The organism is Sphingobacterium alimentarium (assembly GCF_004342685.1).
Taxonomy (GTDB): Bacteria; Bacteroidota; Bacteroidia; order Sphingobacteriales; family Sphingobacteriaceae; genus Sphingobacterium; species Sphingobacterium alimentarium.
Window position 1 is genome coordinate 54121 of the sequence record NZ_SMBZ01000017.1, and the last position, 13766, is coordinate 67886.

General features: G+C 38.4%; 13 protein-coding genes. 10 read left to right on the plus strand and 3 right to left on the minus strand.

The window, feature by feature from the left end; translation table 11 throughout:
* The first annotated feature begins 18 nt into the window (after positions 1 to 18).
* From EDC17_RS07895 to trhO, 8 genes are all read left to right on the plus strand, one after another.
* Complete coding sequence (locus tag EDC17_RS07895) at positions 19 to 984, plus strand: hypothetical protein (RefSeq protein WP_132777548.1); 966 nt, start codon at positions 19 to 21, stop codon at positions 982 to 984.
* Positions 985 to 1017: 33 nt separating this feature from the next.
* Entirely contained in the window at positions 1018 to 1761 is a 744-nt protein-coding gene (locus tag EDC17_RS07900; protein WP_132777549.1) for a DeoR/GlpR family DNA-binding transcription regulator, read from the plus strand.
* Positions 1762 to 1767: 6 nt separating this feature from the next.
* Entirely contained in the window at positions 1768 to 3237 is a 1470-nt protein-coding gene (locus EDC17_RS07905) for a lipopolysaccharide biosynthesis protein (protein WP_132777550.1), read from the plus strand.
* Between the two features lie 2 nt (positions 3238 to 3239).
* A complete protein-coding gene (locus EDC17_RS07910) occupies positions 3240 to 4127 on the plus strand; it encodes a glycosyltransferase family 2 protein (RefSeq protein WP_132777551.1) in 888 nt (295 codons plus the stop codon).
* Positions 4115 to 5023: a glycosyltransferase family 2 protein gene (locus tag EDC17_RS07915; protein WP_132777552.1), complete on the plus strand. Its 909-nt coding sequence runs from the start codon at positions 4115 to 4117 to the stop codon at positions 5021 to 5023. Before EDC17_RS07910 ends, EDC17_RS07915 begins: the two co-directional genes overlap by 13 nt.
* Entirely contained in the window at positions 4995 to 5780 is a 786-nt protein-coding gene (locus tag EDC17_RS07920) for a glycosyltransferase family 2 protein (RefSeq protein WP_132777553.1), read from the plus strand. Before EDC17_RS07915 ends, EDC17_RS07920 begins: the two co-directional genes overlap by 29 nt.
* Positions 5761 to 6000 carry a DUF3820 family protein gene (locus EDC17_RS07925; protein WP_132777554.1) on the plus strand — a complete coding sequence of 80 codons (240 nt, stop codon included), beginning with the start codon at positions 5761 to 5763 and terminating at the stop codon, positions 5998 to 6000. The genes EDC17_RS07920 and EDC17_RS07925 overlap by 20 nt, the downstream gene beginning before the upstream one ends.
* Before the next feature lie 92 nt (positions 6001 to 6092).
* Positions 6093 to 7085, plus strand: coding sequence for an oxygen-dependent tRNA uridine(34) hydroxylase TrhO (gene trhO / locus EDC17_RS07930; RefSeq protein WP_132777555.1), 993 nt, complete (start codon positions 6093 to 6095; stop codon positions 7083 to 7085).
* 54 nt (positions 7086 to 7139) lie between these two features.
* Here trhO and galE read toward each other — a convergent pair whose 3' ends face one another.
* Positions 7140 to 8168 carry a UDP-glucose 4-epimerase GalE gene (gene galE, locus EDC17_RS07935; RefSeq protein WP_132777556.1) on the minus strand — a complete coding sequence of 343 codons (1029 nt, stop codon included), beginning with the start codon at positions 8166 to 8168 and terminating at the stop codon, positions 7140 to 7142.
* Between the two features lie 169 nt (positions 8169 to 8337).
* On the opposite strand from galE, the gene EDC17_RS07940 reads away from it, so the two are divergent.
* Positions 8338 to 9582 (plus strand): 3-deoxy-D-manno-octulosonic acid transferase, encoded by a 1245-nt coding sequence (locus EDC17_RS07940; RefSeq protein WP_132777557.1) that lies wholly within the window; start codon positions 8338 to 8340, stop codon positions 9580 to 9582.
* Positions 9583 to 10228: 646 nt separating this feature from the next.
* Here the strand turns inward: EDC17_RS07940 and EDC17_RS07945 are convergent.
* Together EDC17_RS07945 and hemW are read right to left on the minus strand one after the other, a co-directional pair.
* Positions 10229 to 11677, minus strand: a complete 1449-nt coding sequence (locus EDC17_RS07945) for a glyceraldehyde-3-phosphate dehydrogenase (protein ID WP_132777558.1) — start codon at positions 11675 to 11677, stop codon at positions 10229 to 10231.
* Between the two features lie 223 nt (positions 11678 to 11900).
* Positions 11901 to 13031: a radical SAM family heme chaperone HemW gene (hemW, locus tag EDC17_RS07950; protein WP_132777559.1), complete on the minus strand. Its 1131-nt coding sequence runs from the start codon at positions 13029 to 13031 to the stop codon at positions 11901 to 11903.
* 183 nt (positions 13032 to 13214) lie between these two features.
* Here hemW and EDC17_RS07955 point away from each other — a divergent pair, with 183 nt between their 5' ends.
* Complete coding sequence (locus tag EDC17_RS07955) at positions 13215 to 13676, plus strand: Arm DNA-binding domain-containing protein (RefSeq protein ID WP_132777560.1); 462 nt, start codon at positions 13215 to 13217, stop codon at positions 13674 to 13676.
* The last annotated feature ends 90 nt before the right edge of the window (positions 13677 to 13766 follow it).

The window sequence follows — 13766 nt, forward strand, 5'->3', positions numbered from 1 at the left end:
ATCATTAACTTTGGGATTATGCTCACATTTGAGGAATTCTTCGCGAAGAAAAAAATTGATTTAACTGCTTTGAAAAAAGCAGATGAAACGTTATTCCTAGAATTTCAAGAGCATTATTTATTAATGGGCGAAAAAAGCTTCGATCACTCCAAGAAGTTTTGGTTCAATCAATTGCGCCGTGTACATCCTTTGGCGGAAGCTGCTGTAATAGCGCCGCAAAAAGAATCTGATGTAGTATTGCCAACAGATAACAATGTTGAACAAAAAACAAAAACCGCAACGGCGGAAAAAACAGCAGGATTCAAACCAGGCTTCAAAGCTACCGTAAAACCTGCCGCTGCTCCTGAAAACAAAACCGAAGAAAATACTGATCAAGCTCCCGTAGCAGCAAAACCGGCTGGATTCAAACCGCGCATCAAAGCAGGAATTACAAAGACAACCTCTGCGGAGCAAGAGACAAAACCTTCAAGTAATCCTTCAGAAAGTACTGAAGAAAGTACTGAAGAAAGTACTGAAGAAACACCTGCCGAACCAGCAAGTAAACCAGCTGGTTTCAAAGCAGGAGTTACGAAAACAACCTCTGCGGAGCAAGAGACAAAACCTACAAGTACTACTCCTTCCGAAAGTGCTGAAGAAACCAATCCTGAACCAGTAAATAAACCGGCTGGATTCAAACCCCGTTTCAAAGCAGGAATTACAAAAACAACCTCTGCGGAGCAAGAGACAAAACCTACAAGTAGTCCTTCAGAAAGTGCTGAAGAAACCTCTACCGAACCAGTAAGTAAACCGGCTGGATTCAAACCCCGTTTCAAAGCAGGAATTACAAAAACAACCTCTGCGGAGCAAGAGACAAAACCTGCAAGTACTCCTTCAGAAAGTGCTGAAGAAACACCTACCGAACCAGTAAATAAACCGGCTGGATTCAAACCGCGTTTCAAAGCAGGAATTACCAAAACAAAGCCTTCTGAGGAAGACAATTCATAACAAGATCTAACCAATTATCTTAAAACACAAATCATGCTTAAAGAAGAAAGACAAGCGTATATTATACATCAGATTAATCTACACAATAAAGTGCTATCATCTGACCTCAGTGTTCAATTGAATGTTTCTGAGGACACCATCCGTCGCGACTTAAATGAATTGGCGGAGAATGGTCAGGTCATCAAAGTATACGGAGGCGCATTATCCAAATCTTTTCAATTTCCTTTTCAAGAAGGGAATGTATACGCAAAAGAAGGTAAGAAGGAGATCGCACTCAAAGCTTTGTCATTGATTAGCTCGGGCATGACTATTTTAATTGGTGGAGGTACGACAATGATTGAGCTAGCTCGTCTTATTCCCAATGATTTACAGTGTACATTCTTTACGATCAGTCCGCTTGTGGCTTTAGAACTGGCGGAGAAAGATAATATCGAAGTATTTCTCTTAGGCGGAAAACTTTCTCGCAATACCAATATCGTAACTGGCTCACAGGTTATCAACGAATTATCTGACCTACGCGTGGACCTGTGTTTGTTGGGAACAAATAGTCTCTCCATCGAAGAAGGTATCACCGACTCCGATTGGGAGGTGGTGCAGATCAAACGCGCAATGATTAAATGTTCGAAGTCATTAGCCATCATGAGTATTGCCGAAAAACTGAATTCCAATCAGAAAATGCGTGTAGCTCCGCTTAAAGAAGTTTCCTACCTAGTGACAGATTTGGAGGCGACGGATCCGCGTCTTAAAGATTTTGCCAATCACTTAAAGGTAATATAACTATCCATGGACGCGCAAGAAGAGGAAATCGATAATTCACTTAAAAAGAAGACAGCAAAAGGATTATTCTTTGGTGGCTTCTCCAATGTATTACAACAGTTTATAGGTTTTCTTTTCGGAATTATTCTCAATAGATATTTTATATCAGAGGAAGATCAAGGTAAAATCGCTGTTATCTTGATTTTCCCTTTAATAGCCTCAGCTTTTCAGGAAAGTGGATTTGTCGTAGGGCTTATCAACAAAAAGAATGTGGGGAACAAGGACTATAACGCCGTATTTTGGTGTAGTCTAATGATCAGCACCGTCTTATACATATTGCTTTTTATTGCTGCTCCTTATATCGCACACTTCTACAACAATCCAGACTTAGTGAGCTTGTATCGTTTCCATTTTCTAAGCCTTTGGTTTGGCAGTTTTAGTATTGCGCACAACGCTTATCTTTTCAAAAATCTGATGGTCATTGAGCGAAGTAAAATAATGTTAGCCGCTCTTATTCTCTCCAATATCATAGGATTAATATTTGCGTATCAAGGATTTGCCTATTGGAGTTTAGCTATTCAGACCGTGGTATATACGTTTATTTCCAGTTCATTATTTTTCTATTACTCTAAATTTAGACCTTCTATTAATATTGACTTTTCCCCATTAAAGGACATTTACAAATTTAGCAGTAAAATATTGGTTACCAACATATTTGTTCACATCAACAACAACATCTATTCTGCGGTATTAGGAAGATTTTACTCCGAAAAAATCATTGGTAATTTAAATCAGGCTTCCAAATGGAATAATATGGGCCAATCTGTGATCACGAATATGATTAACAACGTGATACAACCCGTGCTGAATCAAATCCAGGATGACCAAGACCGACATATCCGCGTATTTCGGAAGATATTAAATTTTACAGCTTTTGTAGCCTTTATCCTGTTATTCGGATTGGCCACGGTAGCCGATGATTTCATCCGTATTACGCTCACCGAAAAATGGATAAAAACAGCAACCTACCTACGCATACTGTGTATAGGCGGAGCGTTTGCCACGATTAATAATGTCTTTTCCAACCTTATTCTTACCAAAGGCAAGTCCAACATTTATATGTTTAATGTAATTTCCTTTGGTCTATTTCAATTTCTTATTTTGATTTTCTGTAAAAATTGGGGTATCGAACCTTCGATGTTAATTATATCAGGTCTGAATATACTGTGGATGTTTCTATGGACTGCGATTATCAGAAATTATATAACATATAGCTTTAGAAATTTACTGAATGATGTTGTTTCCTATGTTTTTATCGCGGGCATTGCATGCTTTGCGGCCTATTTTGTGTCAAAAGAAATAGATAATGTGTATGTACGCTTTGGCACCTGTGTACTTACGAGCGGCATCCTCTATATTATATTAAATAAAATTTTCAAGCCCGAAATCTTAACAGAAATCATCAACTTTGCACAAGGCGCACTTGTCAAGAAATAATAATGAAGAAAGTACTCACTCTAATTGTATCATACAATTTCGAACCCTGGATAAATCGCTGTATTCCGAGCCTACTTGATTCTACATACCCCACGGACATCATGGTGATTGATAATGCAAGTGGGGATAATACTGTCGCTGTGCTTAGAGAGCAGTATCCATCCGTAATAATTGTTGAAAGCAAAGAAAACCTGGGGTTTGGCAAAGCCAACAATATAGGGATGGAGTACGCCATTTCTCATAATTATGACTATGTGTTCCTCGTCAATCAAGATGCTTGGCTAGAAAAAGACTGTATTTCGAACCTACTTCATCAGGAGAATGCACAAGGTGCAATGCTCTCCCCTATGCATTATGATGGGACAGAGCAACATTTGGATAAAGGATTCGCTGAATACTGTAAACACATTTCTTTTGATAAGGATGTCCATCAAGTAGACTTTGTGAATGCTGCATTTTGGTGGATACCTATCGATATTATCAAACGCATAGGATCTTTCTCCCCTATTTTTTACCATTATGGAGAAGACAAAGATTTTGGAAATAGATTGAAATTCCATCATATTCCAATTTACATCATAAAAAAAGCGAAGGCATACCACGACAGACAAGACAGAATAGCACCATCTATTAATTTCAAGAGCGAATTCGTGTATCACTTGACCGAATTTTGTAATATAAACTATTCGTGGTCAGAAGCATTTTCAAAGGCTATATTAGCTGTCTACAAAAAAGCTGCAAAGCAACTTCTAAAAGGTAATTGGGCGGCGGCATCGAATTATATGCAAATCGCTTCCAATCTTTGGAACAAAGTTAGCGAGGTCAAAGCAACAAGAAAAAAGAATAAAATACTTAGCTCTTATTTCAACCTTAAGGTATGCGAAATCTAGCTCCTATAATCATATTTACATACAATAGACCTCAGCACACACGACGTATGCTGCAGGCGCTGGAAAGTGCGGATTTGGCAAAAGATTCTGATGTATACATTTATTCAGATGGCGCAAAAAACGCTAATTCCATTGAAGCTGTCAATAAGGTTCGCGCAATCATAGCAGAACCTTGGCAATTCAACAATATCAAAATTATCGAAAGGGAACGCAACTTGGGATTGGCCCAAAACGTGATTTCTGGCGTCACAGAAGTGATTTCCAAGAATGGAAAGGTCATCGTTTTGGAAGATGACCTGCAGATAAGTAAGGTAGGGCTTCGCTATTTTAATGATGCCTTGGATGTTTATGAAAAGGAAGAAAAAGTCATGGAAATCAGCGGATATATGTATCCGGTCAAAGATGCTGCGAAGCTACCGGAAACATTCTTCTTTCGTGTAGCCAATAGCTGGGGATGGGCAACATGGGAACGAGCTTGGAAAAAGTACAATCCGAATATTGATGAGCTAATTGCTGATTTTGACAAGGAAAAAATCAAAAGATTCAGCATCGACCATACCGAAAACTTTTGGAAGCAAGTTAAGGAGTACAAAGCCGGAAAAATTAATTCTTGGGCGATACGCTGGTATTTAACCTTGTTCAACAACAATGGCCTCGCCTTATACCCTCGGCAGTCCATGATACAGAATATGGGCACCGATGGCTCAGGAACGCACTCCGATGCCGACACGATGTATCACGTGGAACTAGCAACACAGGCCGCCACTTATTTCCCTCAAGAAATCGAAGAAAATAAAGACGCATACGAAGCAATTAAGTATTTTTACAAAAATCGGAAAGGATCTCTTCTGGCAAGAGCAATACGCTATGCGAAGAAGCAGTGGAATAAAAAATAAAAACGTGGCATCTCCCAAAATATCCATTATCACCATTGTGTATAACAATGTACGCGACATCGAACATACCATACTATCGGTCATCAATCAGACGTATAGCAACATTGAATATATCATAATCGACGGAGCATCGACAGATGGGACATTGGACCTCATCCACAAATACCGTGGAAGCATCGATATATTGGTTTCGGAAAACGACAATGGCATTTACGACGCGATGAACAAAGGTCTCGCAAAGGCGACAGGTGACTATGTGCTTTTCCTTAATTCCGGTGACGAACTTTTCGACACGCATACCCTACAGACCATTGTCGATAAAGGCAACCATGCGGATATCATCTACGGCGAAACAAAGCTGGTCGATGAAAATAGAAATATAATCGGCGACCGCCGACACAAAGCGCCTGCGCAATTTAATTGGAAATCATTCCAATATGGTATGAACGTGTGCCATCAGGCTATCTATGTCAAACGTGAAATTGCGGAGCCCTACGATTTGCAATACAAGCTGAGTGCAGATGTCGATTGGGTGATACGTGCCGCTAAAAATGCACGAACTACCCAAAATGTTCAAGCCTATGTGGCGCGATATTTAGTAGGTGGAATGTCCCAAAAAAGACATAAACAAAGTCTGCAGGAACGTTATTCTATATTTAAGAAACATTATGGTACCGTGCAGAATTGGATAAATCATGGAATCATTGCTATCCGACTGATCAAACACCGCATTCAACATGGCGAAACTAGAGAATAACGAATTTTTCAATCCCGATATTCTTATCGAACTCGCAAATACTAAAATGCCCTTTGGCAAATATCAAGGTTGGCTCCTTTGCAGATTGCCCGAACCCTACTTGGTGTGGTTTCATAAAAAAGGCTTTCCTGCAGGCAAACTGGGTACGCAACTAGCCACGCTCTACGAAATAAAACTTAATGGTTTGGAATATTTATTGACACCACTGATTAAAAAGTAATCTTGCTCATATTTAGTTTTTTTCTTTTTCGTATCTTTGCAACAAATTAATACTTAACATTAAACGCCGTTTGCAGCGGTATCAATGAATATATGGCACAATATCACACCTTGCTGTACTACTGTTACAGCCCTATCGAGAATGCAGAACAATTTGCTGCAGATCACTTAGAATTTTGTAAATCACTTGGATTAGTTGGACGAATTATCGTTGCTGAAGAAGGACTCAATGGTACGGTTTCCGGCACTGTAGAGGCTTGTAAAGCCTATATGGACACAATCTATGCCGATGGACGATTCAATCACACAGAGTTCAAAATTGATGAAGTGGAAGAACCATCGTTCATCAAAATGCACTGTAGATATAAACCCGAAATTGTGCATTCCGGATTACGCGACCCTAAAGAAATCGATCCAACGAAAAAAACGGGCAAGCATCTTGAACCTAAAGAATTCATGGAAATGAAGGACCAAGAAGATGTTGTCATTTTGGATGTACGCTCCAATTACGAACATACCGTCGGCCGTTTCAAAAATGCCGTGACATTGGATATCGAAAATTTCCGCGAATTCCCTGAGAAAGTTAAAGAATTAGAACACCTGAAAGGCAAAAAAATTCTTACCTACTGTACTGGCGGTATCAAATGTGAAAAAGCTTCAGCCTTATTATTAAAAGAAGGTTTTGAGGAAGTATATCAGCTACATGGTGGTATTATCAAATATGGCAAAGAAGCTGGCGGTAAGGACTTTGAAGGCGATTGCTATGTATTTGACAATCGTGTCACTGTGCCTGTGAATACAGTCAACCCTACGGTCATCTCCACTTGTCGCAATTGTGGTACACAGACTAAAAAAATGATCAACTGTGCGAATGCAAAATGTAATGAGCACTTTACGCAATGTGATGAATGTGGATGGAAATTTGACGGTTGTTGTTCTACCGAATGCCAATCTGTACCAAACAAGAGAGAATACGACGGCACGGGCTATTACGTAAAAGTCCCTCAACCGGTAAACGTAGAAAAGATCTCAAAAAGAAAACATAAAAACTTCCCTCCAAAGAATAAAATGGAAGCCGAAGCATAAACGCAAAGGCCTAGATCAATAATCTAGGCCTTTTTGATTTAAAAGAATATTTTATTAGTCTAATGGGTTCTCATGAATGTATTTTTCCCAAGCCCAAGCCGAAGCCATCATTTCGTCAATGCCCAATTCAGCTTTCCAGCCCAATTCGGTGCTTGATTTATTTACATCGCCCCAGACCTGAATAATATCACCATCACGTTTAGGACCAAATTCATACTTCAAAGGCTGTCCGGAAGCCTTCTCAAATGCTTTAATAGCTTCTAGCACCGAATAACCGTTGCCAGTACCTACATTAAATACATCATATTTACCATTTGGATTACCTCTTTCCAACAATTTGATCGCCGCTACGTGTGCTTTTGCCAAATCCACCACATGAATATAATCCCGGATACAAGAGCCGTCAGGCGTATCATAATCATTGCCAAAAACGGTCAATTTCTCACGTTTGCCAATAGCTGTCTGAGTAATAAAAGGCAATAGATTTTGTGGTACACCGTTTGGTAGTTCACCGATCAAAGCCGATTGGTGTGCCCCTACCGGGTTAAAATAACGTAAAGCTATAATGTTATAATTGCCATAAGCGCCTGCAATCTCTTCTAAGATTTCTTCTGCAATCTGCTTCGTATTACCGTAAGGTGAAGTTGCCTTTTTCACCGGGGCAGACTCCGTTACAGGCAATATATCGGGCTCTCCGTACACTGTACAGCTGGAGGAGAACACAAAGTTAATTTCCTTTTCGCGATAAGCATTCAACAAGTTGATTAAGGAAAAGAAATTGTTATGGTAATATTTCAAAGGATCTGCTACAGACTCACCTACCGCCTTAGACGCTGCAAAATGAATAATGCCCGTAATATCCGGATTCGCTGCTATGAAAGAAGCCGTTTGCTGTATATCACACAAATCAAACTGATGAAATTCGGGCTTAACACCTATAATTTTCTCAATCTGATCCAAAATTTTAATATTCGAATTGGAAAGGTTGTCCACGATAATCGGGGTATATCCCGCATTATATAATTCAACAACAGTATGCGAACCAATATATCCTATACCTCCTGTTACTAAAATTTTGCTCATAATTATTTATATTTCTATTATTATATCACCATTAAGATAAGTCGACCGCATATACTTATGACCGTTATATGGATGGAAGAAACATCCAGTGTTTTATTTGCACAGTCTCTCCGTTCAAAAAGGTTTAAATATCTTTATCTTTGACGAATATAAGTATTATTTTAAGAATATGCGACTACTTTACAACCTAGGAATATGGCTTTACGGCCTCATATTGCGGATTATATCGCCGTTTCATCCCAAGGCAAAGCTATGGACTGAGGGAAGAAAGGACATCCTCAATCGCATAAGTCAAACGGTTGAAAAGGGTCAAAAACATATTTGGTTTCATTTTGCTTCACTAGGAGAATTTGAGCAAGGAAGGGCCGTCATGGAGCAAATAAAAAAAAGATTTTCACACGAAAAAATTGTAATAACTTTTTTCTCACCATCGGGGTATGAGATCCGGAAAAACAGCAATTTAGCGGATTATGTGTTTTATCTGCCGGAGGACACCGCATCCAATGCAAGTCAATTTATCGACATTATCAATCCTAAATTCGTCGTATTCACCAAATATGAATATTGGTACCATTATTTTAAAGAACTCAAAAAAAGAGAAATACGGCTATTGATGATTTCCGCTATTTTCAGAGAAGAACAAATTTTTTTTAAACCCTATGGCGGCTTCTTCCGTTCGATATTAAAAAATGTTACCTATTTCTTCGCACAGAATATGGATTCGGTGCATATGCTCAAGTGGATTGGCATAACGAATGCTGGATTAGCGGGAGATACGCGTTTTGACAGAGTGGTAGAATTACCTAATCAACATCAGCACATTCCACAAGTTGTTGATTTTGTCCAAGAAAACAAAGTACTCGTGGCAGGAAGTACCTGGAAGCCAGATGAAGAATTGCTACAGAAACTATCCATCGCCTACGCGGATTGGAAGTTCATCATCGCTCCCCATGAAATTCATAAAGCCCATATAGAAGAGATAACAAAGTTATTTGGCGAAGTACTGCTGTACTCACAGTTTGGTTCCTATTCCAGCACACAGATCCAGCAAAGCAAGATCTTGGTGATTGATAATATAGGTATGCTTTCATCGCTGTATCATTATGCAGATATTGCCTATATAGGTGGTGGCTTTGGCGTAGGTATTCACAATACTTTAGAAGCAGCGACATATGGCAAGCCGGTAATTTTTGGTCCCAAGTATGAGAAATTCCAAGAGGCTATGGATTTAGTAACCTTGATGGCTGGATTTTCAATCAGCAATTATGAGGAACTGAAGCTTGTTTTTGACTCCTTACAGGAGGAAAAGGTTTTACACGAAACAGGGGATTCCGCCAAGAAATATGTGCAACAACGAGCTGGAGCTACTCAAATCATTATGAAATATTTGGAAACAGAGCGACTATTAAACTAATCAAGTGCGCGATATTTTCAACTTTTTAGTCCTTTTCATTCTCTAAACATTTTGTTTGCGCAAGATATTTTGTATTATTTTCAAACAGAATCAATAGGAGTAGTAGGTGTGAGAAATAATACGGGTAGGTAATTGTTCAACCAATTTTCTACAACCCTCATCACTACAATTTTCAGCAACCAATTTAAACTCGCACGATTGAATTTTACTATTTTCCCAATTGGCAAAAAATCAATTATAACGCATCGGCCATTCCAATTAGAGCTTTGTATAATAGGATTGGTGATTTTTTGTACTATGCACACTATACAGATAATGTCCCAGATTATTGGAATAACACTGTACGAAGATATGTGGAGAACGTTAAAGTTGGGTTGGTTAATCATGATGGTAATAAAACTACTTCAGCTAAATGGAATCCCATGTGGCCCGAACATAACTGCTATAGAGTATTTATAGATAAAATAAAAAATGTTCGCATTAAGGAAGTGAATATTATACGCTAAGAGGAACTGGAAAAGCATATTTAATCAATTACAAAGGCAGGAGAATATCACCTGTCATAGAGTTCCGATCCGATATAAATAATTAAAAGCCATCCCTAAGGATGACTTTCGTATTATTAAGAATTGAAAATTGGACAATATTAATAGTAAGTGTACCTACGCACGCCAGCGACATGTCTAGCTAAGCGCATCACTTGGTGGGTATAGCCATATTCATTATCATACCACACATACAAAGCCACATTCTTACCATCCGGCGCCACAATGGTAGCCGGAGCATCAAATACCGCTGCAGCAGTAGTACCCACAATATCCGAGGATACCAGCTCTTCATTATTTGAATATTTGATTTGTTCGATCAATCGACCATCTAATGAAGCCTCACGCACCAGATTATTGATTTCGGCAAGCGTAGTTTTTTTCTTCAACTGTAAGTTTAAAATCGCCAACGATCCATTAGCCACGGGCACACGGATAGCATTGGATGTCAATTTGCCCGATAATTCAGGCAATACTTTAGAAACTGCTGTTCCTGCTCCAGTTTCTGTAATGACCATATTCAACGCTGCTGCACGACCTCTACGCGATTTCTTGTGCATATTGTCAACTAGATTTTGGTCATTCGTATAAGAGTGTATCGTCTCAATATGTCCTTGAGATACTCCGATACCATTATGTATCACGTCAAGTATTGGTGAAATAGCATTAGTCGTACAAGAGGCGGCCGAGAAAATGGTATGATTGTCTGTATCAATCATTTCGGTATTCACGCCATAAACAATATTGGACACCCCTTTTCCGGGCGCTGTAAGCAATACCTGGCTAGCACCGTTGGATAGCAAATGGCGAGATAATTCTTTGTCGTCTCTAAATGCTCCCGTATTGTCAATAACCAAAGCATTGTTGATATTATACTTCGTATAATCAATTGCTTCCGGTTCTTTGGCCGAGATGATATAAACTGTAGCGCCATTGATAATCAAAGCTCCCTTTTGTGCATCAATATCCACCGTACCTTCAAATTCGCCGTGAATGGAATCATTCTGAAGCAGCATAGCCCGTTTCTTCAGCGTTTTCGGATCAATCTGATCGCGTGTTACTATTGCGCGCAACCGAAGCTGATGCCCGGCCCCCGCTTTAGTGATCAACTCACGAGCGAGTAATCGACCTATACGACCAAAACCATATAATACCACATCGCGCGGCTCAAAAGATTTGTGTTCCTTTGCCGAAATAAGTTCCTTCTTAATGAAATACAACAACTGGTCGTCATCAATATCTTGCTCACGGATTTTTAGTGCGAGCTTGCCGATGTCAATACGCGAAGGAGCAAGTTTTAGATTTTGAATCTTCTCTGCAACCTGAAGGGTTGCAAAAATACTGATAGGTGTCTCCGAAAGAGCCTTCGATTCTTCATGTAAGTTCAATATTTTACTTACACGGCGATCCACTAATTGATTCCTGAAAAAGATGAGTTCAATGGTATGGTTGAACCATAAGTCGCTGACAATTTTTATTAATTTGACAGCAGCATTTTGCCTGTGCTTATAACTTTTGATTTCAGCCTCAAAAGTCGATTTTTGTACCATAATTTGTTTTAATAGTTATCTGCCACAAAATTATGGATTATAGTTATTGGAAACGCCTATTTATGAATTTTTAATAATTTTTCAAGATTTACTGTGTCTGATTTTATAAAAAACATAAATTTACCCATCTATAATTTTAAAATTAATAAATTTATTGGTGTATATACGCTCATTTTTGCTAACAATTTTCAAAAGTTATGAATTAAAAATTAGCTTTTACTCACTAATCCACCAGCACAAACATTTCGGAGGCAATATGGTCAGTCATCAGCTTTCCTTTGGTAGTCGTACGGAGTTTTCCTTCTGAGGTATATTCCAACTCTTGTCCATCGATAAATCGTTGACTTTCACGCAGAATGTGCTGTTTATAATCGTAGCCAAACTCCTGCTCTACTTTTTGTAGATCCAAGCCCCACATCGTACGTAAAGCGGTCATGACATACTCATTGAATTGATCCTCCTGGGTAAGGTTCTCTATTTCCTGAAATTCGATGTTGTCTCTCAACGCCGCAATATATTTTGCATTATTCGCTACATTCCAAGATCGGCTTGCGCCATTAAATGAATGCGCTGAAGGTCCAATGCCCAGATAATGCGTGCTCTTCCAATAATTAGTATTATGCTTCGCATACATACCCTGCTTTGCAAAATTGGAAATTTCATAGTGCTCAAAACCGTTATCCGTTAGCGTTTCTATAAGCATCATCATTTGTTCGGCACTTTGTGCATCACTCATAGCCGGAGTTTTACCTTCTTTAACAAAATGTGCCAGCGCCGTTCTATTTTCCACGGTCATGGAATACGAGGATATATGCGGAATATCCATCGCAATCAATTTCTGCATATTGGATTTCCACTTTTCATCCGTCAATAAAGGATAGCCATAAATCAAATCACAGGTTATATTTTCAAAACCCGCGTCTTGAACTCTTTTTATAGAAGAATCAGCTTCTCCTGCATTATGGGCACGATTCATCCATCGTAAATCTTCTTCAAAAAAAGATTGAATTCCTATCGAAAAACGGTTTATAGGAGTATGACGAAATGCTCTTACTTTGTCTGCTGTCAAATCATCCGGGTTCGCTTCTAAAGTAATTTCTGCATCGGGAGCTATCTCAAAATGCTTTTCAACCGTACCGATTAGTTGCAGAATATCTTCACTATCTAATATAGAAGGTGTACCTCCTCCGAAATAAAGACTGTGCACTTGCTTATCCGCCAAATAATGAGCCCGTTTCACAATCTCCTGCTGCATAGCTGCCAGCATATTCTCCTTATATTTCAATGAGGTGCTAAAGTGAAAATCACAATAATGACAAGCCTGCTTACAGAATGGAATGTGAAAATAAATCATGGGTGCAAATATAAGTATAGATAAATTATGATAGAAATTAATAGATTTTAAAATTAAAAACTTTATTTTCAATTAATTAATTCATATGAAGCTCTATTTTTTTATAAGTTTATGTGAGGATCTATCGAAGTTTTGTTACTCACCTTGTTACTTCTATATTGCAAAAAATAACAAAAGTAACACATGATTAAAGTACGTTTTAAACCATTAAAATCAGGTATGTTCAGTACATATCTTGATATTTACTACAAGACTTCAGATAATAAATCTAAGCGAAGTTATGAATTTTTAGGCATCCATGTTCACAAAGATTATTCAAGCTCGCGGGTTCGGATAATGGATAAAGATTCTGAGAATATGAAGTTAGTACAAGCTATTAGAAATAAACGTGAAACAGATCTCAATTTTGCGAAACATGGATATGAGAAACCGAATAGGCCAAGTCTTGAATTATTGGACTATTTGGAAGAATGTTTAACGAAGAAGTTTAATTATAAATTGGAATGCTTAATTATACATTTACACAAGTATCTTGGTAAAAAGAGCTTTTTGATCTCTGAGGTTAAAGAGGATTTTCTTAATGCTTTCCAAAATTATTTAATGTTAGTTGTGTCGCAAAATACTACTCATGCATATATGTTGTGATCGGTAAATAAAACTACACGATTTTTGGCAAATATGACTACACAATAATTGGCAAGAATGGTGCAGAATAATTGGCAAGAACAAGTGCAG